This window comes from Enterobacter sp. BIDMC 26, assembly GCF_000534435.1.
Lineage (GTDB): Bacteria > Pseudomonadota > Gammaproteobacteria > Enterobacterales > Enterobacteriaceae > Enterobacter > Enterobacter ludwigii.
This window is the reverse complement of the sequence record NZ_KI973182.1, coordinates 2,078,128-2,099,891: the sequence shown is the minus strand read 5'-3', so window position 1 is coordinate 2,099,891 and position 21,764 is coordinate 2,078,128. Positions and strand designations below refer to the sequence as shown.

At 51.3% G+C, this 21,764-nt stretch carries 24 protein-coding genes and 3 tRNA genes; 21 read left to right on the top strand and 6 right to left on the bottom strand.

All coding sequences use genetic code 11. The features are described from left to right. The first annotated feature begins 15 nt into the window (after positions 1-15). From L462_RS13425 to sdiA, 8 genes are all read left to right on the top strand, one after another. Positions 16-1,143, top strand: coding sequence for an FkbM family methyltransferase (locus L462_RS13425; RefSeq protein WP_032678458.1), 1,128 nt, complete (start codon positions 16-18; stop codon positions 1,141-1,143). Between the two features lie 98 nt (positions 1,144-1,241). Beyond that, the gene (locus L462_RS13430; protein WP_014170714.1) at positions 1,242-1,961 is read left to right on the top strand and encodes an RNA polymerase sigma factor FliA; all 720 of its coding nucleotides are present in this window, start codon (positions 1,242-1,244) and stop codon (positions 1,959-1,961) included. Positions 1,962-2,015: 54 nt separating this feature from the next. Further along, complete coding sequence (gene fliZ / locus L462_RS13435; RefSeq protein WP_014170713.1) at positions 2,016-2,567, top strand: flagella biosynthesis regulatory protein FliZ; 552 nt, start codon at positions 2,016-2,018, stop codon at positions 2,565-2,567. An 86-nt stretch (positions 2,568-2,653) separates the two neighbouring features. Next, positions 2,654-3,454: a cystine ABC transporter substrate-binding protein gene (gene tcyJ / locus L462_RS13440; protein ID WP_020883350.1), complete on the top strand. Its 801-nt coding sequence runs from the start codon at positions 2,654-2,656 to the stop codon at positions 3,452-3,454. Positions 3,455-3,561: 107 nt separating this feature from the next. Further along, positions 3,562-4,548: a D-cysteine desulfhydrase gene (dcyD, locus tag L462_RS13445; protein WP_032678457.1), complete on the top strand. Its 987-nt coding sequence runs from the start codon at positions 3,562-3,564 to the stop codon at positions 4,546-4,548. A 20-nt stretch (positions 4,549-4,568) separates the two neighbouring features. Then, complete coding sequence (tcyL, locus tag L462_RS13450) at positions 4,569-5,237, top strand: cystine ABC transporter permease (protein ID WP_014170710.1); 669 nt, start codon at positions 4,569-4,571, stop codon at positions 5,235-5,237. Continuing rightward, the gene (gene tcyN, locus L462_RS13455; protein ID WP_032678456.1) at positions 5,234-5,986 is read left to right on the top strand and encodes an L-cystine ABC transporter ATP-binding protein TcyN; all 753 of its coding nucleotides are present in this window, start codon (positions 5,234-5,236) and stop codon (positions 5,984-5,986) included. Before tcyL ends, tcyN begins: the two co-directional genes overlap by 4 nt. Positions 5,987-6,207: 221 nt before the next feature. Continuing rightward, complete coding sequence (gene sdiA / locus L462_RS13460) at positions 6,208-6,930, top strand: transcriptional regulator SdiA (RefSeq protein ID WP_014170708.1); 723 nt, start codon at positions 6,208-6,210, stop codon at positions 6,928-6,930. Between the two features lie 66 nt (positions 6,931-6,996). On the opposite strand, the gene L462_RS13465 is transcribed toward sdiA, so the two are convergent. Next, positions 6,997-7,221 carry a DUF2594 family protein gene (locus L462_RS13465; protein ID WP_003859644.1) on the bottom strand — a complete coding sequence of 75 codons (225 nt, stop codon included), beginning with the start codon at positions 7,219-7,221 and terminating at the stop codon, positions 6,997-6,999. A gap of 466 nt (positions 7,222-7,687) precedes the next feature. Between L462_RS13465 and uvrY the strand changes: the two genes are divergently transcribed. From uvrY to L462_RS13495, 6 genes are all read left to right on the top strand, one after another. Beyond that, a complete protein-coding gene (gene uvrY, locus L462_RS13470; protein WP_013096026.1) occupies positions 7,688-8,344 on the top strand; it encodes a UvrY/SirA/GacA family response regulator transcription factor in 657 nt (218 codons plus the stop codon). After that, complete coding sequence (uvrC, locus tag L462_RS13475; RefSeq protein WP_014170707.1) at positions 8,341-10,173, top strand: excinuclease ABC subunit UvrC; 1,833 nt, start codon at positions 8,341-8,343, stop codon at positions 10,171-10,173. Before uvrY ends, uvrC begins: the two co-directional genes overlap by 4 nt. 56 nt (positions 10,174-10,229) lie before the next feature. Continuing rightward, complete coding sequence (gene pgsA, locus L462_RS13480; RefSeq protein WP_014170706.1) at positions 10,230-10,778, top strand: CDP-diacylglycerol--glycerol-3-phosphate 3-phosphatidyltransferase; 549 nt, start codon at positions 10,230-10,232, stop codon at positions 10,776-10,778. A 152-nt stretch (positions 10,779-10,930) separates the two neighbouring features. Continuing rightward, positions 10,931-11,006: transfer RNA gene (locus L462_RS13485), tRNA-Gly, on the top strand. Positions 11,007-11,052: 46 nt separating this feature from the next. Beyond that, positions 11,053-11,126, top strand: a tRNA-Cys gene (locus L462_RS13490). Positions 11,127-11,137: 11 nt separating this feature from the next. Then, positions 11,138-11,224, top strand: a tRNA-Leu gene (locus tag L462_RS13495). Between the two features lie 269 nt (positions 11,225-11,493). Here the strand turns inward: L462_RS13495 and fucO are convergent. After that, positions 11,494-12,642, bottom strand: a complete 1,149-nt coding sequence (fucO, locus tag L462_RS13500) for a lactaldehyde reductase (protein WP_032678455.1) — start codon at positions 12,640-12,642, stop codon at positions 11,494-11,496. Positions 12,643-12,669: 27 nt separating this feature from the next. Then, a complete protein-coding gene (fucA, locus tag L462_RS13505) occupies positions 12,670-13,317 on the bottom strand; it encodes an L-fuculose-phosphate aldolase (RefSeq protein ID WP_020883353.1) in 648 nt (215 codons plus the stop codon). Between the two features lie 543 nt (positions 13,318-13,860). Here fucA and fucP point away from each other — a divergent pair. From fucP to fucR, 5 genes are all read left to right on the top strand, one after another. Next, entirely contained in the window at positions 13,861-15,171 is a 1,311-nt protein-coding gene (fucP, locus tag L462_RS13510; protein ID WP_032678454.1) for an L-fucose:H+ symporter permease, read from the top strand. A 30-nt stretch (positions 15,172-15,201) separates the two neighbouring features. After that, positions 15,202-16,977 (top strand): L-fucose isomerase, encoded by a 1,776-nt coding sequence (gene fucI / locus L462_RS13515; RefSeq protein WP_032678453.1) that lies wholly within the window; start codon positions 15,202-15,204, stop codon positions 16,975-16,977. 102 nt (positions 16,978-17,079) lie between these two features. After that, positions 17,080-18,498 (top strand): L-fuculokinase, encoded by a 1,419-nt coding sequence (fucK, locus tag L462_RS13520; RefSeq protein ID WP_032678452.1) that lies wholly within the window; start codon positions 17,080-17,082, stop codon positions 18,496-18,498. A 1-nt stretch (position 18,499) separates the two neighbouring features. Beyond that, the gene (gene fucU, locus L462_RS13525) at positions 18,500-18,922 is read left to right on the top strand and encodes an L-fucose mutarotase (RefSeq protein WP_032678451.1); all 423 of its coding nucleotides are present in this window, start codon (positions 18,500-18,502) and stop codon (positions 18,920-18,922) included. Between the two features lie 56 nt (positions 18,923-18,978). Beyond that, positions 18,979-19,707, top strand: a complete 729-nt coding sequence (fucR, locus tag L462_RS13530; protein WP_032678450.1) for an L-fucose operon activator — start codon at positions 18,979-18,981, stop codon at positions 19,705-19,707. Between the two features lie 192 nt (positions 19,708-19,899). Here the strand turns inward: fucR and L462_RS13535 are convergent, their stop codons facing one another. Beyond that, positions 19,900-20,127 carry a hypothetical protein gene (locus L462_RS13535; protein WP_014170703.1) on the bottom strand — a complete coding sequence of 76 codons (228 nt, stop codon included), beginning with the start codon at positions 20,125-20,127 and terminating at the stop codon, positions 19,900-19,902. A 57-nt stretch (positions 20,128-20,184) separates the two neighbouring features. Continuing rightward, positions 20,185-20,379: a cold shock small protein YmcF gene (locus tag L462_RS25550; RefSeq protein WP_032669962.1), complete on the bottom strand. Its 195-nt coding sequence runs from the start codon at positions 20,377-20,379 to the stop codon at positions 20,185-20,187. 125 nt (positions 20,380-20,504) lie between these two features. Here L462_RS25550 and L462_RS25400 point away from each other — a divergent pair, with 125 nt between their 5' ends. After that, complete coding sequence (locus tag L462_RS25400) at positions 20,505-20,675, top strand: YnfU family zinc-binding protein (protein WP_305961753.1); 171 nt, start codon at positions 20,505-20,507, stop codon at positions 20,673-20,675. A gap of 297 nt (positions 20,676-20,972) precedes the next feature. Here L462_RS25400 and L462_RS13540 read toward each other — a convergent pair whose 3' ends face one another. Continuing rightward, entirely contained in the window at positions 20,973-21,191 is a 219-nt protein-coding gene (locus L462_RS13540) for a cold shock domain-containing protein (RefSeq protein ID WP_014170702.1), read from the bottom strand. Positions 21,192-21,476: 285 nt separating this feature from the next. On the opposite strand from L462_RS13540, the gene cspF reads away from it, so the two are divergent. Beyond that, positions 21,477-21,689: a cold shock-like protein CspF gene (gene cspF / locus L462_RS0123560; protein WP_025203826.1), complete on the top strand. Its 213-nt coding sequence runs from the start codon at positions 21,477-21,479 to the stop codon at positions 21,687-21,689. The last annotated feature ends 75 nt before the right edge of the window (positions 21,690-21,764 follow it).

The window sequence follows — 21,764 nt, the reverse complement described above, 5'->3', positions numbered from 1 at the left end:
TGTGCTGAGGACTATATGACATTACTGGAACAGTTACAGGGTTACGATAACGCCTTTTTTGAGAGCATCAACTCAATGCAAGCCAATGGGCTCCCGATTGTGCTTTATGGGGCAGGCTGTCTGGGGCAGATGACGGCAGAATTTATGTTCCGGGAAAACATGCCGCTCCATAAAGTCGCACTTAACAGAAAATATATTACAGAAGGGATGAGCTTCCACGGTCTCCCGGTTGTGGCAATCGAAGATCTCCTTGAACAACCCGGTGAATTCAACTGTATCGTGGCGTTGCAGTATGTTAGTGACGCGATGCAGGCAGAACTTCGGCAGGGGGGCGCCAATGTGCTTGTATTTGATCCTGCTTTTATCGGCGTCAGCACAACTCTCTGGTATACCCCGTCATTTTGTGATGAACATAAGGACCTTCTTGAACATCTGTACGCGAGCCTGGAAGACGATCGTTCGCGGGAAACGCTGGTCGCATTTCTTAAACAGCGTTTAACTGCTACCCGTGGCTATTACCAGGCGGTATACGAACCGGTACATTATTTCCCGTCAGATATTGTCCGCCTGCAGGATAACGAAGTGTTTATTGATTGCGGGGCCTACAATGGCGATAGCATTGGGGCGTTTATGCAAGAAGTGGCCCGTCAGCAGGTCGCGCAGCCAGAAAGCGTTATCGGCTTTGAGCCTGATGCCAGTAATTATGCTCAACTTTGTGAAAATACGCGCCAGTGGCCATTTTGTCAGCCAGTGCAAAAGGGCGTATGGGATGAAAACACCGTTCTCTCTTTTCAGTCGGGAAATGCACTCTCTTCACGCCTGATGGAACAAAGCACGAACACGGTGACCATTGAACTGGATAGCATTGATAATATCCTGCAGGGGCGCAAAGCCACCTTTATAAAAATGGATGTCGAAGGCGCTGAACTAAAAGCCTTGCAGGGCGCTGCAAGCACGATTCAGGACTGGAAACCTTTACTGGCAATAAGTCTTTACCATAAGCCGGAAGATCTCCTGACAATTCCTCAATATATTGCCTCTCTCAGTGCTGATTATGTGTTTTATCTGCGCGGACATCACCCTGAACTGGCCTTCGAACTGGTTTTATATGCTGTGCCTAAGTCACGGTATATAAAGAAATAGGCAAATAACCCCCCATTTTACCCACTATTCATCCAATTGAACGCCCTGCAGAATCGGATAATCATGCCGATAACTCAACTAACGCAGGGCTGTTTATCGTGAATTCACTCTATACCGCTGAAGGTGTAATGGATAAACACTCGCTGTGGCAGCGTTATGTCCCACTGGTGCGTCACGAAGCATTGCGCCTCCAGGTGCGTTTGCCGGCGAGCGTGGAACTTGACGATCTGCTACAGGCGGGCGGTATCGGGTTATTGAATGCAGTTGACCGATACGACGCTCTGCAAGGAACGGCATTTACGACTTACGCAGTTCAGCGTATTCGTGGTGCGATGCTGGATGAGCTGCGCAGCCGCGACTGGGTGCCGCGCAGTGTTCGCCGCAACGCGCGCGAAGTGGCGCATGCGATGGGGCAGCTGGAACAGGAACTGGGACGTAACGCTACGGAAACAGAAGTGGCGGAACGTCTTGGCATTGCTGTTGAAGAGTATCGTCAGATGTTGCTCGATACCAATAATAGCCAACTCTTCTCTTATGACGAGTGGCGAGAAGAGCATGGCGATAGCATCGAGCTGGTGACGGATGAGCATCAGCAAGAAAACCCGTTACACCATTTAATGGAAGGTAATTTACGCCAGCGCGTAATGGAAGCGATTGAGGCTTTACCTGAGCGCGAACAGCTGGTGTTGACCCTCTATTATCAGGAAGAGCTTAATCTCAAAGAGATTGGCGCTGTTCTGGAAGTGGGGGAGTCTCGGGTGAGCCAGTTGCACAGCCAGGCCATTAAACGTTTACGCACAAAGCTGGGTAAGTTATAGGTGATTGATTCACCTGAAAAATGCCGCACAACGTATTGACAACCAGGAGTTATCATGACGGTGCAGCAATCTAAAAGACGGCCTTTAAGCCGCTACCTGAAAGACTTTAAACACAGCCAGACGCATTGCGCCCACTGTAACAAGTTACTCGATCGTATCACGCTGGTTCGTCGAGGCGAAATCGTTAATAAGATCGCGATTTCACGCCTCGACACGTTGATGGATGAAGCAGCATGGCTCGAAGAACAAAAAGAGTGGGTGGCGCTTTGCCGTTTCTGCGGTGATCTCCACTGCAAAGAGCAAAGCGACTTCTTCGACATTATCGGCTTCAAACAATTCCTGTTTGAACAAACGGAGATGAGCCACGGAACCGTACGCGAATATGTCGTCCGCCTGCGCCGTCTCGGACAACATCTCACCGTGAACAACATCTCCCGCGATCTGTTGAAGACCGGCTATCTGGATGAGAATCTTGAGCCGTGGCTGCCTGCGACCAGCACCAACAACTACCGCATTGCGCTGCGCAAGTATGCACAATATAAGGTACAAATGCCGGGTGTCATAAAGCAGAAAGCCCACGCTGGAACAACTTCTGATATATATTAAAAAAGAATAAGATGTAGCGCAGTCGCCTTTGACCTTGCAGGTGATTTCTCTACACTACTCAAAAATTCCACTATATCGGGGTATTTATGAAATTAGCACTTCTGGGTCGTCAGGCGCTGATGGGTGTAATGGCAGTCGCGCTGGTCGCGGGTATGAGCGTGAAAACGTTCGCCGCAGAAAATCTGCTGAATAAAGTGAAAGAGCGCGGTACGCTGCTGGTCGGGCTGGAAGGAACCTATCCTCCATTCAGCTTCCAGGGCGATGACGGTAAACTCACCGGTTTTGAAGTGGAATTTGCACAGGAACTGGCGAAACACCTTGGCGTGAAAGCCTCCATCAAACCGACCAAATGGGACGGTATGCTGGCATCGCTGGATTCCAAACGTATTGATGTGGTGATTAACCAGGTGACCATTTCTGACGAGCGTAAGAAGAAGTATGACTTCTCCACGCCGTACACCGTGTCCGGTATCCAGGCGCTGGTGAAGAAAGGTAACGAAGGCACCATCAAAACGGCCGCTGACCTGAAAGGCAAAAAAGTCGGTGTCGGTCTGGGGACCAACTATGAAGAGTGGCTGCGCCAGAACGTTCAGGGTGTGGATATCCGCACTTACGATGATGACCCGACAAAATACCAGGATCTCCGCGTAGGTCGTATTGATGCGATTCTGGTTGACCGTCTGGCCGCGCTGGATCTGGTGAAGAAAACCAACAATACCCTGGCGGTAGCCGGTGATGCGTTCTCTCGTCAGGAATCCGGTGTAGCCGTTCGTAAAGGCAACGACGACCTGGTAAAAGCGATTGACTCCGCGATTGCTGACATGCAAAAAGACGGCAGCCTGAAAGCCCTTTCAGAGAAGTGGTTCGGGGCAGACGTCACGAAATAAGTCTTTGACGTTAAAAAAAGGCGCTTTTAAAAGCGCCTTTTTTATTTCTTACGCGTCTGCGTGCATAATGAAAAATATCACATTGAGTCAGTGTTACCGGAGAACCCATGTCACTACAGAATTTAACGCGCTTTCCCCGCCTGGAGTTTATCGGCGCGCCGACTCCGCTGGAGTATCTGCCGCGATTTTCTGACTATTTAGGACGCGATATTTTTATTAAGCGCGATGACGTTACGCCGATGGCGATGGGGGGCAATAAGCTGCGTAAGCTGGAGTTTCTGGCCGCTGACGCCCTGCGTGAAGACGCGGATACGCTCATTACCGCAGGTGCCATTCAGTCTAACCATGTCCGCCAGACCGCCGCGGTGGCCGCAAAGCTGGGTCTCCACTGTGTGGCATTGCTGGAAAACCCAATTGGAACGCACGCAGAAAACTATCTGACTAACGGCAACCGTCTGCTGCTGGATCTGTTTAACGTACAAGTCGAAATGGTCGAGGCATTAACCGACCCGACCGCACAACTTGATGAACTGGCGACGCGTCTGGAAGCGCAGGGTTTTCGTCCCTACGTTATTCCTGTCGGCGGCTCGAATGCGCTGGGCGCGCTGGGGTATGTGGAAAGTGCGCTGGAGATTGCCCAGCAATGCGAGGGAGCGGTCAGCCTCTCTTCTGTCGTTGTTGCTTCCGGCAGTGCAGGTACCCACGCAGGGCTGGCGGTAGGTCTGGAGCAATTATTACCCGATGTCGAGCTTATTGGCGTGACGGTATCGCGTAGCGTCGCGGACCAGAAGCCGAAAGTGGTCACCTTACAGCAGGCGGTGGCAGAGCAACTGGCGTTGAAGGCAACGGCTGATATCCAGCTCTGGGACGACTATTTTGCACCAGGCTACGGCACGCCTAATGAAGAGGGGATGGACGCGGTGAAATTGCTGGCGCGCCTCGAGGGTATACTGCTTGATCCCGTGTATACGGGCAAAGCGATGGCCGGTCTTATCGATGGCATTGAACAGAAGCGCTTTAAGGATGAAGGGCCGATTTTGTTTGTTCACACCGGCGGGGCACCTGCGCTGTTTGCCTACCATCCTCATGTCTAAAATCAGGTCGAAAAATAATAATGCAAGAAAGTATTCAACTGGTTATTGATTCCCTGCCGTACCTGCTTAAAGGTGCGGTATTTACGTTACAGCTCAGTATTGGCGGGATGTTCTTCGGTCTGGTACTCGGGTTTGTGCTGGCCTTAATGCGTATGTCACCCGTCTTACCAGTACGCTGGGTGGCGCGTTTTTATATCTCTGTGTTTCGCGGCACGCCGCTTATCGCGCAGCTCTTTATGATCTACTACGGTTTACCGCAGTTTGGTATTGAGCTGGATCCGATCCCCGCGGCGATGATTGGTTTGTCGCTCAATACGGCGGCATACACCTCTGAAACGCTGCGTGCGGCAATCTCGTCCATTGATAAAGGGCAGTGGGAAGCGGCGGCCAGTATCGGTATGACGCCCTGGCAAACGCTGCGCAGAGCCATTCTGCCTCAGGCGGCGCGTGTGGCGCTTCCGCCGCTCAGCAACAGCTTTATCAGCCTGGTGAAAGACACGTCGCTGGCGGCCACCATTCAGGTACCGGAACTGTTCCGTCAGGCGCAGCTTATTACCTCGCGCACCCTGGAAGTGTTCACCATGTATCTGGCGGCCTCGCTGATTTACTGGGTAATGGCGACGGTGTTATCCGCCTTGCAAAACTATTTCGAAAACCAGCTTAACCGCCAGGAGCGTGATCCAAAATGAGTGCTATCGACCTTAAAAACCTGGTGAAAAAATTCCACGGTCAAACGGTGCTCCACGGGATTGATCTGGAGGTTGAGCAGGGCGAAGTGGTCGCTATTATCGGCCCGAGTGGTTCCGGGAAAACAACGCTGCTGCGCAGCATCAACCTGCTTGAACAGCCTGAAGAAGGCACGATTCGGGTGGGGAATATTACGATTGATACCGGCAAATCCATCAGCCAGCAAAAAGGTCTGATTCGCCAGTTGCGCCAGCATGTGGGCTTTGTTTTCCAGAACTTCAATCTCTTCCCACACCGGACGGTGCTGGAGAACATCATTGAAGGCCCGGTCATTGTAAAAGGGGAAGCCAAAGAGGACGCGACGGTTCGCGCGCGCGAGTTGCTCGCAAAAGTCGGGCTGGCCGGTAAAGAAACCAGCTACCCGCGCCGCCTGTCAGGTGGTCAGCAGCAGCGTGTGGCGATTGCCCGCGCGCTGGCGATGCGCCCGGATGTGATCCTCTTTGATGAACCGACCTCTGCGCTCGACCCTGAGCTGGTGGGCGAGGTGCTGAACACCATACGCCAGCTGGCACAGGAGAAACGCACAATGGTTATCGTTACCCACGAGATGAGCTTCGCTCGTGACGTGGCGGACCGCGCCATTTTCATGGATCAGGGAAGGATCGTGGAGCAGGGGCCGGCAAAACACTTATTTGCCAACCCACAGCAGCCGCGAACCCGTCAGTTCCTTGAAAAATTCCTTATGCAGTAGAATTTTTGCACTAATTTGCTCCAGAAAATTCATCTGGGGCAAATTATTCTCCCCCTGCGCACGACACCGTGTTTTTTTATTCCGCTCAGGCCCAATAAACCTTATCAAACGTAAAGTTAATTGTGCTGTTGCCGATATTTTGTAGTTAGAAATAAGTTTTATGTGTTAGGTTATATTCACCATAATAATGAATATCATTTCAGAGGCTTCATTTAGTAAGTATGAAGGATTCAGACTTTTTCACCTGGCGACGGGAATGCTCCCTCCGGTTTCAGAAATTGACCTGTGCCGACGAGGTATATCAGGAACTTCAGCGACAAACTCAGGCGCTAGAATTCGATTATTACGCACTCTGCGTACGCCATCCCGTGCCTTTTACGCGGCCTAAGATTTCTGTGCATACCACTTATCCGCCACAGTGGCAGGCGCAATATCAGTCGAAGAATTATTTCGCCATTGACCCGGTGTTAAAACCGGAGAATTTCATCCAGGGGCATTTGCCCTGGACTGACGAATTATTCGCGGATGCTGAGGAATTATGGCATAGCGCACGGGAGCACGGCTTACGTACAGGAATAACGCAGTGTCTGATGCTGCCGAATCATGCTCTCGGTTTTCTGTCGGTTTCTCGTACTAGCATGCTGGAGAGCCCGTTAGACCACGAGGAAATAGAGCTGCGGTTACAACTGCTGGTGCAAGTGGCCTTAACATCGTTGATTCGATTTGAAGATGAGATGGTGATGCCGCCTGAGATGAAATTCAGCAAACGTGAACGGGAAATTCTTAAATGGACCGCGGAAGGGAAGACCTCGGCGGAAATTGCGATCATTCTCTCCATCTCAGAGAATACGGTTAACTTTCATCAGAAGAATATGCAGAAGAAATTCAATGCGCCTAACAAGACGCAGATCGCGTGTTACGCGGCGGCGACCGGGCTTATTTGAGTAGAGAGTACGTTCTGCGTGTCAGACGAGGCAACGGCTGAATGCACCGCATCCAGCCGTTTTTTATTACTGGCGGTAGGCTTGTTTAATTTGCTTAACGGTGTTGGCAAATACCGCGGATTCAGCCTGGTCTTCCATCTGCGCGATTTGTTTTTCCATTTTAATGATCACACGACCGGCGTCAGCCTGGCCCATCGCCTGTAGCATCAGCGTTAGCAGCGATTTCAGGCAGTTTACTTCCTGTGCCAGTTCCTGGTTATTCTCCGCAGTGGCAAATTCAGGTGTGCTCATTTATTTTCCTCATTATAAAACGGCGCTCGTGCGCGACGATGAAAGTCAAGGCGGCGGAGTATACCACAAGGCGCAGCAAAAAATGCAGCGGTTGTTTTTCGTACTTTTACACTGGATGTTTATTTGCGTAAACAACGCGTGCCGCTAAACTGTGCGGCGTTAATAGCGACGAATTGTTTATACCCGGTTCGCTTGCCGTTAATTATTGTTACAAAAATTTAAGAACTGTTTTTTTACGGACTCAGGCGACAGGTTTTTTGTAACTTTTTGAATACAGATGCTTAAAAAAAGCTGCACAAGCCCTGGTGGCGCGGGCTCTCTTTCCACGTTCTGTACAGCCTAATTTCCAAAAACGAGAGCGAAATCGAATAGCCGATTTTTTAACGTTTTAATCTTGTGAGGAAAACCGTTAATATAAACCAAATTATCACTCAGTAGCGTTATCCCTATTCTGGAGACATTTCCTTTGATCAACGTCCTTCTTGTTGATGACCACGAACTGGTGCGCGCAGGGATACGACGCATTCTTGAAGATATAAAAGGTATTAAAGTTGCTGGTGAGGCTTGTTGCGGCGAAGATGCCGTAAAATGGTGCCGCACTAATTCGGCCGATGTGGTGTTGATGGATATGAACATGCCCGGTATCGGTGGTCTTGAAGCAACCCGCAAAATCGCGCGTACCTTTGTTGATACAAAAGTCATCATGCTGACCGTGCATACTGAAAACCCGCTGCCCGCGAAAGTGATGCAGGCGGGCGCTGCCGGTTACCTGAGTAAAGGTGCCGCGCCCCAGGAAGTTGTCAATGCTATCCGTTCCGTGTTTGCCGGACAGCGTTACATTGCTTCCGACATTGCTCAGCAGATGGCCCTGAGTCAGATCGAACCCGAGAAAACGGAATCGCCGTTTGCCAGTTTGTCCGAGCGTGAATTGCAGATTATGCTGATGATCACCAAAGGTCAGAAGGTAAATGAGATCTCGGAACAGCTGAATCTTAGCCCGAAAACGGTGAACAGCTATCGTTATCGCATGTTCAGCAAACTGAACATTCATGGTGATGTTGAACTGACTCATCTGGCCATCCGGCATGGTTTATGTAATGCGGAGACGTTGTTAAGTCAGTGAGTGATGTGTTCGATTCAAAAGCATTTCTGAAAACCGTAACCAGCCAGCCTGGCGTTTATCGTATGTATGACGCTGGCGGTACGGTTATCTACGTGGGGAAAGCGAAAGATCTCAAAAAGCGCCTCTCCAGCTATTTTCGCAGTAACCTTGCCTCCCGCAAGACCGAAGCACTGGTCGCACTCATACAGAATATTGATGTTACCGTCACGCATACCGAGACGGAGGCGCTGCTGCTTGAGCATAACTATATTAAGCTCTATCAGCCGCGCTACAACGTGCTGTTACGCGATGATAAATCCTATCCGTTCATCTTCCTGAGTGGCGATACGCACCCCCGGCTTGCTATGCACCGCGGTGCAAAACATGCCAAGGGTGAATATTTCGGCCCGTTTCCCAACGGCTATGCCGTACGTGAGACGCTGGCGCTGCTGCAAAAAATCTTCCCTGTTCGCCAGTGTGAAAACAGTGTCTATCGCAATCGCTCGCGCCCGTGTCTGCAGTACCAGATTGGCCGCTGTCTGGGGCCATGCGTTGCCGGGCTGGTGAGTGAAGACGAGTATGCGCAGCAGGTCGAGTATGTGCGCCTGTTTTTAGCCGGGAAAGACGATCAGGTATTAACGCAGCTGATCGCCCGGATGGAGAAAGCCAGTGCAGCGCTGGAGTTCGAAGAGGCCGCGCGGATCCGCGACCAAATCCAGGCGGTGCGCAGAGTCACTGAGAAACAGTTTGTCTCGAACACCGGTGACGATCTCGACGTGATCGGCGTTGCCTTTGACGCCGGCATGGCCTGCGTGCATGTGCTGTTTATTCGTCAGGGTAAAGTGCTCGGGAGCCGCAGCTATTTCCCGAAAGTGCCGGGGGGGACGGAGCTGGGTGAGGTGGTTGAAACCTTCGTCGGCCAGTTCTATCTGCAGGGGAGTCAGATGCGCACGCTGCCATCGGAGATCCTGCTTGATTTCAATCTCGACGATAAAACGCTTTTGGCGGATTCGCTGTCAGAACTGGCTGGTCGTCGGGTTAACGTGCAGACCAAACCGCGCGGTGACCGCGCGCGTTACCTGAAGCTTGCCCGGACCAATGCGGCGACGGCGCTTACTACAAAACTGTCCCAGCAATCGACGGTCCACCAGCGTTTAACGGCACTGGCTACGCTCCTGAAGCTGCCGGAGGTTAAACGGATGGAGTGTTTCGACATCAGCCACACGATGGGCGAGCAGACCGTGGCCTCCTGCGTGGTGTTTGATGCTAACGGCCCGCTGCGCGCGGAATATCGTCGCTATAACATCACCGGGATCACGCCGGGCGATGACTATGCCGCCATGAACCAGGTGCTGCGCCGTCGCTACGGTAAAGCCATCGAAGAGAGCAAAATCCCGGATGTGATACTGATTGACGGCGGGAAAGGGCAGCTCGGGCAGGCGAAAGCGGTCTTTGACTCACTTGATGTGAGCTGGGATAAAAACCATCCGTTGCTGCTGGGTGTGGCAAAAGGGGCCGATCGTAAAGCCGGTCTGGAGACGCTCTTCTTTGAGCCGGAAGGGGAGGGCTTCAGCCTGCCGCCGGATTCTCCGGCACTGCATGTTATCCAGCATATCCGCGATGAGTCACACGATCACGCCATCAGCGGGCACCGGAAAAAACGGGCGAAGGTAAAAAACACCAGTACGCTTGAGACCATCGAAGGCGTCGGGCCAAAACGCAGACAGATGTTGCTTAAATATATGGGCGGATTGCAAGGATTACTCAATGCCAGCATGGAGGAAATTGCAAAAGTGCCGGGTATTTCGCAAGCGCTGGCAGAAAAGATCTACTACTCGTTGAAACATTGAGGGCTCTGTAGCAACATAGAGCTAAATTTTACTGACAACAAACAGTTACCGTCATTATGCAATTTAATATCCCTACGTTGCTCACTCTTTTTCGCGTTGTGCTTATCCCGTTCTTTGTACTGGCGTTTTACCTGCCAGTCGTCTGGGCCCCTTTTGCCTGTGCACTGATTTTCCTGGTGGCTGCGGTTACGGACTGGTTTGACGGTTATCTGGCACGCCGCTGGAACCAAAGCACCCGCTTCGGTGCCTTCCTCGACCCGGTCGCCGATAAGGTCATGGTCGCTATCGCGATGGTGCTGGTGGCTGAGCACTACCACACGTGGTGGGTAACGCTGCCTGCAGCAACCATGATTGGTCGTGAGATCATCATCTCTGCGCTGCGTGAGTGGATGGCGGAGCTGGGTAAGCGCAGCAGCGTCGCGGTGTCGTGGATTGGTAAAGTGAAAACCACCGCGCAGATGGCCTCGCTGGTCTGGATGCTCTGGCGTCCAAACGCCTGGGTTGAGTGGGCTGGGATTGGGCTGCTGTGGGTTGCTGCGGTACTGACGCTGTGGTCTATGCTGCAATATTTAAACGCTGCCCGCGGCGATTTGCTTGATCAGTGATCGTTTCGACGTAATTTTCAGCAAACGATCCGGGGATGCAAAAAATAACGTTGACTCATACCGTCATATCAGTAGAATGCAACGCATCGAACGGCGGCACAGCTAGCCGGACGATAATGAAATCAAGTGGTTAGAAGTTAACTTGATGACATGCGGGAATAGCTCAGTTGGTAGAGCACGACCTTGCCAAGGTCGGGGTCGCGAGTTCGAGTCTCGTTTCCCGCTCCAGATTAAAGACATGCGCAATAGCGGGTGTCGCGTAAAAAAGTTTTACGGCGCGTTAGCAAAGCGGTTATGTAGCGGATTGCAAATCCGTCTAGTCCGGTTCGACTCCGGAACGCGCCTCCACTTTATTCCCTGGCCGGATGGTGGAATCGGTAGACACAAGGGATTTAAAATCCCTCGGCGTTCGCGCTGTGTGGGTTCAAGTCCCACTCCGGCTACCATGGGAAAAAGCAGAATAATCAAAGCAATAAGCAGTGTCGTGAAACCACCGAAAGGTGGTTTTTTTGTGCCTGTTTTTCGCCGTATACCCTAGTTTCGCCTTTCAACTTCGCCACAATAAGAGGGCAATCATGCCCAACAATGGCCATTACCGATAGGGTCTGTCGGCGTCGGCCGTCAGCTGCGAAATCACGGTCTTAAATACTGATGGCACTGTCTCTCTGCGTCACCCGGCCCAGAAGGGTCCTCTAAACCGGGTAACGCAGTCGCACTACCAGGCGGTATGGTACAGCTCGCTAATATCTGCCAGGCTCGCTTCCCGTGGGTTGCCGGCAGTACAGACATCATCATATGCCGCCTGGGCCAGCATCGGGATATCTTCTGTTTGTACTCCAGCCTCACGCAGATGGAGCGGGATGCCCACATCGTGATTAAGCCTGAAGACGGCATCCACGGCAGCATTGCGCGCGTCCACAAGGCTCAGCCCTTCAACCTTCACGCCCATCGCCCGTGCAATGTCGCGGAATTTATCGCCGGTAAAGTCAGCGTTGTAACGCATGATATGAGGCAGCAAAATGGCATTCGCCACGCCGTGCGGTGTATCATAAAAAGCACCCAGCGGGTGCGCCATACCGTGAACCAGCCCCAGGCCAACGTTGGAAAAGCCCATGCCGGCAACATACTGGCCCAGCGCCATCGCCTCGACGGCATCTCGATCGCCCTTGACTGAATCGCGCAGCGCGCCGGCAATAATCTCTATTGCCTTGATGTGTAGCGCATCGGTCAAGGCCCATGCGCCCCGGGTAATATACCCTTCAATCGCATGGGTCAGCGCATCAACGCCGGTTGCTGCTTTCAGCACTGGTGGCATACCGTCCATCATATCTGCATCGATAAAAGCGACCTGCGGAATGTCATGCGGATCGACGCAAACAAATTTACGCCGCTTCTCTTCATCAGTGATCACGTAGTTAATGGTCACTTCAGCCGCTGTTCCGGCTGTAGTGGGAATGGCCAGAACGGGTACGCTGGGGTTACGGGTTGGGGACAGGCCTTCAAGGCTACGAACATCCTTAAACGCCGGGTTATTGCTGATAATACCGATTGCCTTACAGGTATCCTGAGGCGAGCCGCCCCCGATAGCGATAAGGTAATCTGCGCCGCTGTTCTGAAAAACACCCAGCCCTTCCTGTACTATTCCGATTGTCGGGTTAGGAAGCACGCCGAAGTATATTTCCCAGGCCAACCCCGCTTCGTCCAGCTTATCCGTGACCTTCGCCACCACGCCACACTGTATCAGCGTCCTGTCGGTGACAATCAGCGCTTTTTGATAGCCGCGACGCTTTACCTCATCGCAAAGCATCCCTGTCGCGCCCCGGCCAAACCAGGCCGTTTCGTTCAAAATCATTCTTTTCGCCATGGCATTTCTCCTGTTTGCTATGCGATGTCATTCTTCAATGCGCAGTCCGTAGGTTTTGAATTTTTCCAGCACAATGGCGATAGCATCGTCATCCAGTACCGGGACCGGATCCGTTATTGCCAGCGTGCAAAGGTACAGTTGTGCCAGTACTTCAACTTCATGCGCCAGCCACAGGGCTTTTTCCAGATTTGCTTCACAGGCAATTAAGCCGTGGTGCTGTAACAGGGTTGCTTTGCGGTTCCTGAGGGCAAAGGCGACATAGTCGGACAGTTCGCGTGTCCCAAATGTGGCATATGGCGCGCAGGGTATGGAATTACCGCCTGCGGCGGCAATCATGTAATGAATGGCCGGGATAGGGCGGTTAAGAATAGACACGGCGGTACAGTGCACCGCATGGTTATGCACCACCGCCTGCGCATCCGGACGCGTCTGGTAGGCGGCCATATGGAAACGCCACTCGCTCGAAGGCAGTTTGCCCTGTTCATGCTGACCGTCGGCATCAATATAAACGATGTGTGACTCCGTCAGTTTTTCATAGGGGATACCCGTTGGCGTTATCAATATCCCGTCCTGATAGCGCACGCTGACGTTGCCAGCCGTGCCCTGATTTAGCCCCAGGCGGGTCATTTCCAGGCAGGTATCAATAATCTGCCGCGCCAGTCTATTTCGTTCCATTTGTTACCTCTCTTGATGATCTAAAGCACCAGCAGAACAAGCCTGTTGTCCTGATGAATTAACCGTATATTTGCGCACCATCTTTATAGGGAATAACGCTAAAAGAATTACGGTGGTTTCACTTTGTGATCGCCGTCAATTAATAGTCGGGAATTGATCCTTATTCGATTAATTCATTTCGGTAAAAGTGACCGATTCAGAAGATTTTTATTCAAACAGTCGTTTTGATGATTTTTACCGTGAAAATGCCCGTTTCCGGAGTAATGCATTAAATCGGTCACTGGGGTTGTGGTTTTTCATGTTTATTTTCCCCGGCGAGGGGTGTTTTTATTAAATTTAAAGTGATAACGGTCACATAAAGATATCGCGTTGCCGTTAAATGTGATTGTCATCATATTCGCCCCCCTTTTTTACATGAAAATGCATTCACGAGATCATTCCGATCGCCAGATTCGCGCCAGTAAGAGTAAAGCACCTTTTTATTTTTACCGTCTGGCAAGAAAGGAAAGTCACATTCTGACGCTTCTGACTAATGAGGGTGTTATGGGAAATACAACAATACCAACGCAGAGTTTTCGTGCGGTCAATGCCGGGCAAGCCCAGCGTTACATTATTCCTTTCGCGTTACTCTGTTCACTGTTTTTTCTTTGGGCAGTCGCTAATAACCTGAATGACATTTTACTCCCCCAGTTTCAGCAAGCCTTTACCCTGACAAACTTCCAGGCTGGCCTGATACAATCTGCGTTCTATTTCGGCTACTTTGTCATTCCAGTTCCTGCCGGAATACTGATGAAAAAACTCAGCTATAAGGCAGGTATTATTACCGGGTTGTTTTTATATGCCATTGGTGCTGCATTATTCTGGCCTGCGGCTGAGTTAATGAATTATACATTGTTTCTTGTCGGTCTTTTTATTATAGCGGCGGGGTTAGGTTGCCTTGAAACTGCTGCTAACCCCTTTGTGACAGTGCTGGGGCCAGAGAGTGGTGGTCATTTCCGTCTTAATCTGGCGCAAACTTTTAATTCTTTTGGCGCTATTATTGCCGTTGTGTTTGGACAAAGCCTAATTTTGTCTAACGTGCCGCATCACTCTCAGTCGGTACTCGATAAAATGACGCCAGAACAGCTAAGCATTTATAAGCATAGCCTGGTGTTATCCGTACAAACGCCTTATATGATTATCGTGGCAATTGTATTGTTGGTCGCCCTGCTGATTATGTTGACCAAATTTCCGGTCCTTCAGAGCGATAATCACGGCGACGGCACACAAAGCACATTTTCTGCCTCTCTTTCCCGTCTGGTCCGGATTCGCCACTGGCGCTGGGCGGTGCTGGCGCAATTCTGCTATGTCGGCGCGCAAACTGCCTGCTGGAGTTATCTGATCCGGTACGCTATTGAAGAGATCCCCGGTATGACGCCAGGTTTCGCCGCCAACTACCTGACCGGCACCATGGTGTGCTTCTTCATCGGTCGTTTTACCGGTACATGGCTAATCAGCCGCTTCGCACCGCATAAAGTACTGGCCGCTTATGCCCTGCTTGCCATGGTGCTATGCCTGGTCTCCGCCGTATTCGGCGGCCATTTCGGTCTACTGGCGCTAACGCTGTGCAGTGCATTTATGTCTATTCAGTACCCAACCATTTTCTCCCTCGGGATTAAGAACCTGGGTCAGGACACCAAATACGGCTCGTCATTCATCGTCATGACCATTATCGGCGGCGGGATTGTGACGCCGGTCATGGGCTTTGTCAGCGATGCTGCAGGCAATATCCCAACAGCAGAACTGGTTCCGGCAGTGTGTTTTGCCGTCATCTTCATCTTTGCCCGTTTCCGTTCGCAAGCGGCAACGAATTAAACCTGTATCCGAAAACGTGAGGGATCTGTCATGAAAAAAATCAGCTTACCGAAAATAGGTATCCGTCCGGTGATTGATGGTCGTCGTATGGGGGTTCGTGAGTCTCTGGAGGAGCAAACCCTGAATATGGCCAACGCCACCGCCGCGCTGCTCACTGAAAAGCTTCGTCACCCCAACGGCGAGCAAATTGAATGCGTCATTGCTGACGGTTGCATTGCGGGGATGGCCGAATCTGCCGCCTGTGAAGAAAAATTCAGCAGCCAGAACGTCGGCGTGACCATCACCGTGACGCCGTGCTGGTGCTACGGGAGCGAAACGATCGATATGGACCCCATGCGTCCGAAAGCCATCTGGGGTTTTAACGGGACTGAACGTCCGGGTGCCGTTTATCTGGCCGCCGCGCTGGCTGCACACAGCCAGAAAGGGATTCCGGCATTCTCTATTTATGGTCATGATGTCCAGGACGCCGACGACACCTCGATTCCCGAAGATGTTGAGGAAAAACTGCTGCGCTTTGCGCGTGCCGGTTTAGCCGTCGCCAGTATGAAAGGGAAAAGCTATCTCTCCATTGGGGGTGTGTCGATGGGGATTGCCGGTTCCATCGTCGACCCTAACTTCTTCGAATCCTGGCTGGGGATGAAGGTACAGGCAGTTGATATGACTGAACTGCGCCGCCGCATTGATCAGAAAATCTTCGATGAAACCGAACTGGAAATGGCGCTGGCCTGGGCGGACAAAAACTTCCGCTACGGCGAAGACCAGAACGCGCAGCAGTATAAGCGTAACGAAGCGCAGAACCGCGAGGTGCTGAAAGAGAGCCTGCTGATGGCGATGTGTATCCGCGACATGATGCAGGGCAACCCAGCACTGGCGGAAAAAGGGCGGGTGGAAGAATCGCTGGGCTACAACGCCATTGCGGCAGGCTTCCAGGGCCAGCGTCACTGGACCGATCAATACCCGAACGGCGATACCGCCGAAGCGTTGCTTAACAGTTCCTTTGACTGGAATGGCGTGCGTGAACCCTTTGTCGTCGCGACCGAAAATGACAGCCTCAACGGCGTGGCGATGCTAATGGGCCATCAGTTGACCGGCACAGCACAGGTGTTCGCCGACGTGCGCACCTACTGGTCTCCAGAAGCGGTAGCGCGCGTGACCGGTCAACCGCTCAGCGGTCTGGCTGAGAAGGGTATTATCCACCTGATCAACTCCGGCTCTGCGGCTCTCGATGGCTCATGCAAACAGCGCGGCAGCGATGGCAATCCAACGATGAAGCCATTCTGGGACATTAGCCAGCAGGAGGTTGATGCCTGCCTGGCGGCCACCGAATGGTGTCCGGCGATACATGAATATTTCCGCGGCGGCGGTTTCTCTTCTCGCTTCCTGACCGAAGGTGGCGTGCCGTTCACCATGACCCGCGTGAATATCATCAAAGGTCTTGGCCCGGTTCTGCAGATTGCAGAAGGCTGGAGCGTGGAACTGCCGAAAGAGATGCACGATCAGCTTGACGCCCGTACCAACTCAACCTGGCCGACCACCTGGTTTGCACCACGTCTGACGGGTAAAGGTCCCTTTACCGACGTTTATTCCGTGATGGCGAACTGGGGGGCAAACCATGGCGTGCTGACCATCGGCCACGTCGGCGCTGATTTCATCACCCTGGCATCAATGCTGCGAATTCCGGTCTGCATGCATAACGTGGAAGAGTCGAAGGTCTATCGTCCTTCCGCCTGGGCTGCGCACGGCATGGATAGCGAAGGCCAGGATTACCGCGCCTGTCAAAACTATGGCCCGCTGTACAAACGTTGAGTAAACGTCTTTGCCCGGTAGCGTATGTTTACCGGGCCTGTAAAACACCGAATTACAGGCCGGATAAGCGACACGTTAGCCGCCGACGTTTCAGGAGTTGCTATGAAACAAGAGGTTATTCTGGTTCTCGACTGCGGAGCGACCAATATCCGGGCCATTGCCGTTGACCGGCAGGGCAAAATTATCGCCCGTGCCGCTACGGCAAATGCCAGCGACATCGCCATAGAAAATAGCGCCTGGCACCAGTGGTCTCTCGAGGCCATTATGCAACGCTTCGCGGACTGTTGCCGCTCGCTGAAGACGAGTCTGGCAAACTGTCGCGTTCGCGGCGTCACGGTGACCACCTTCGGCGTTGATGGCGCGCTGGTCGATGAGCACGGCAGGCTGCTCTACCCAATCATCAGCTGGAAATGCCCACGCACCACCGAAGTGATGAAAAATATTGACCGCTTGCTGTCACCTCAGCGGCTTCAGGACATTTCCGGCGTGGGGGCATTTGGCTTCAATACGCTGTATAAGCTGGTGTGGCTAAAAGAAAATCACCCGCAGCTGTTGGAACAGGCACACGCCTGGCTGTTTATCTCGTCGCTGATTAACCACCGTCTGACCGGCGAATTCACCACCGACGTTACTATGGCAGGGACCAGCCAGATGCTGGATATTCAACAGCGCGATTTCAGCCATGAAATTTTGCAGGCGGCGGGTTTGCCGCGTCAGCTCTTCCCACGTCTGGTGGAAGCCGGTGAGCTCGTCGGTAAATTACAGTCTGATGCTGCCCAATGGCTTGACCTACCCGCCGGTATCCCGGTGATTTCCGCCGGACACGATACCCAGTTTGCGCTGTTTGGTGCAGGTGCCGCGGCGGATGAACCCGTCCTCACCTCGGGAACATGGGAGATCCTGATGGTGCGCAGTGCGCAGGTCAACACGCCGCTGCTCAGTCGCTACGTCGGTTCTACCTGCGAACTGGACAGCCAGCCAGGGCTGTATAACCCTGGCATGCAGTGGCTGGCATCGGGCGTACTTGAATGGGTACGTAAACTGCTTTGGACCGAAGAGACGCCCTGGCAAACGCTGATTGAGACAGCCCGCCGCATACCCATGGGGTCCGAAGGGGTGAAAATGCACTGTGATCTCCTCGGCTGTCAGCATGCGGGCTGGGAGGGCGTCACACTCAACACCACACGCGGTCATTTTTATCGCGCTGCGCTGGAGGGCCTCACCGGGCAGCTGGCGCAGAATCTGCGCACGCTGGAAAAGATTGGTCACTTCAACGCGACTGAACTGCTGCTGGTCGGCGGTGGCAGCCGTAACATGCTGTGGAACCAGATCAAAGCCAATATGCTCGGCATCCCCATCAAGGTACTTGATGGTGCAGAAACCACTGTCGCGGGGGCAGCCCTGTTTGGCTGGTACGGGGTCGGAGAATTTACGAGCCCGGAACACGCCAGAGCGCAGATGCATTATCAGTACCGCTACTTCTTTCCGGAAACCGAATCTGCACCGATCGAGGGAGTTTGAGATGTTAAAAACGATTTCACCGTTAATATCACCTGAACTACTGAAAGTCCTGGCCGAAATGGGCCACGGCGATGAGATTATTTTTTCTGATGCCCATTTCCCCGCCCACACTATGGGACCGCAGGTTATACGTGCCGATGGGCTAAAGGTCAGCGAATTGCTGCATGCGATTATCCCGCTGTTTGAGCTCGACAGCTACGCGCCGCCACTGGTGATGATGGCTGCAGTTGAGGGTGACTCCCTCGATCCCCGTGTTGAGGCTCGCTATCGCGATGCGCTTTCACGTCAGGCACCCTGTCCGGCAATTACCCGCATTGACCGCTATGCGTTTTACGCACGTGCCAAAAAATCCTTTGCGATCGTTGTCACAGGGGAGTGTGCTAAATACGGGAATATTCTTTTAAAAAAGGGGGTAACGCCGTAATCTCATGCCGGTGCGCCCGCCAGCGCGGGCGTGTATCGAATGATGGGTGAGAAAAAATGAAAGAGGCACGTCAGCAAACGATAATCGACCTGTTGATTCAGCATCATAGTCTGACGACGGACGTTTTATCCACCCAGCTTAACGTCAGTAAAGAGACCATTCGCCGCGATCTCAGCGAACTGCAGGCGCAGGGAAAAGTGCTGCGCAACCACGGTCGGGCGAAATATATTCACCGGGAAAACCAAGACAGCGGCGATCCTTTTCATATTCGCCTTAAGAGCCACTTCACGCATAAAGCGGATATCGCCAGAGAAGCGCTGGAGTGGATTGAAGCCGGGATGGTCATTGCTCTGGATGCCAGCTCAACCTGCTGGTATCTAGCGCGTCAACTGCCTGACATCGATATTCAGGTCTTTACTAACAGTCACCCCATCTGCCTGGAACTGGGCAAACGTGAACAGATTCAACTTATTAGCTCCGGCGGTAAACTTGAGCGTAAGTATGGCTGCTACGTTAACCCCTCGTTGATTTCACAACTCAAACTGCTGGACATCGACCTGTTTATCTTCTCATGCGAAGGGATAGACAGTCATGGAGGGTTGTGGGATTCCAACAGGGTCAACGCTGGCTTCAAATCGCTGCTACTCAAGCGCGCTTCTCAGTCTTTATTGTTGATAGATAAGAGTAAGTTTAATCGTTCAGGGGAGGCCAGAATTGGGCACCTGGATGAGGTAACGCATATTGTGTCTGACACACAACTGAATGAATCAGGGCTGAGACAATAAGCCACCTGACACATTATGACGCAATTAAGTCTATTAGGGATGTGTTTGTTCGCGATAGCGTTAACGTATTATTCATTCCGTATAAGGTTTTTAACGCGGGGGAGGGTAAACAAAAGATGTTAGCAGCAAAAATAAGAAGTGGATTACCCTTAAATAAGGGCATCTACAAGAACAGCCATACATTCAGAATAATTATAAATATTTCTTAGCCGCATCCAGAATTTCCTGAGAAGTCAGCTCCCTGTCCGACGCCACATAAACCACTTCATGATCGCCGGTCAGAGAAGGAAAACCTGCGGACATTATCTGCAGGTTTATCGCTTCACCATTCGGATATTCCTGCCGTATGGATGTAATACCCTTAAGCACGGTGACAACATTGCTCGGTTTACCATTGAAAAAGACGATGACTTTCTTCATATCTCACCTTGTTGGTCGTTATCTGCTTAAGCACCTTCTCTGTGAAGGCGAGGGGAATCAGGACGGCGCGAAAATTTTTGTCTGGCTGTCAGGTCTGTCTGCGAATGTCATCGTCGATTTGCAGAAAATGCATTTAGCGCCATACGGATTTTTTTCAGACACATCAAAAATCGACGTTCTGTATTGGGAGCCATGACAACATGGGCATCTGAAGTGAATATTTAAGTTGATATCATTTACCTTTTTTAACATTAGCGGTATTTAATTTTCGAAAAAACGTTGCGTTTGTACTTTCTTTGGTTTTTGCAATCATTCGGAAATAAAAGCAAGCAATCATCTTCGTGAACGTGTATGGTGACAGTCGTTTAAATCAGGAGATGCCTATGTCAGGACGTAAAAATACACAATTCCGTCGCAATTACTTAGTAAAATGTCCATGTCCAAACTGTTCAAAAGACTCTGAGCATAGTTTCAGCCGTGTACAAAAAGGGGCTCAACTTGTCTGCCCACACTGCAGCACTCTTTTCAAAACCGCTCAAAAATTCTAAAAATGCATTTGCCAGATGATGAATTTGCGTCTTTACAGACGATCTCATTTGGCAAAGCAACATTGAAGAAGTGATGCTTTTGGAGGTTGCCTGACCTCTTACGCACTTTGATATTTTACAAGCAGCTCGCTTCTGCTTTAAGACTCTTCGTGCAGCAGACCTGCACTTCATCACATCGGTCAGCACACTCTTTCTACGAGAAAAATATGCTGACCTGTTGCTCAGAAAAAGCCTTCTAATCCAGGACCCGTCTACTCAGGAAAAATCCATCATCGTGATCGCGGGTCCGTGATAACTTTATCTATCGCAAAGTATTACGCTTGCAGCAGCAGGGCCTTTTTCGCCACTCTGGATAGCAAATTCGACTTTCTGGCCTTCAAAGAGAGTTTTAAAATCATCGCCCTGCAGAGCAGAAAAGTGCACAAACACATCTTTGCTACCATCGACAGGAGAGATAAAACCGAAACCTTTATCTTCGTTAAACCACTTAACCAAACCTATAATTCTTGAAGACATGCAGACTCCTTGTGAGTATTTGAAATGCTAAGAAACGTATAATATTAAACGTATGGACTCAAAAGGAGGGGATATCAGCGATAGCGCCTGGTTATGAGGACTGCCGGGTAAAATTTTTTACGCTCGTGTGTGGATTAAACCAACGACTTCATTAATGCATGAGGAGGGAGAATTAGCAATTTTTATTTTAGCCTTCCGGAAGGCTCACATAAAAAGTGTCACGCTGCATTAGCTTAAAATTAATTAGTGTGTATAGTTAATGCATGTTTTCTAAGAGGATCTTATTTGTCTCGTAAAATGACAGGAATTGTCAAAAGTTTTGATATGCACAGTGGCAAAGGCCTAATCATCCCTTCAGATGGTCGAAAGGACGTTTTTCTCCACATTTCAGCCTTTAATAACAACGAAAAAGAAACGCTCCTTCCCGGGATCCGCGTTGAGTTCTGTCGTATCAACGGACTCAGCGGACCGATGGCCGCAAATGTCTATCTTTCATAAATTATCAGCGAAGATGTTAAAAGCGGTATATTGAATCAACCGCGTCGCATCGCCTGACATATATTTACAGTTATG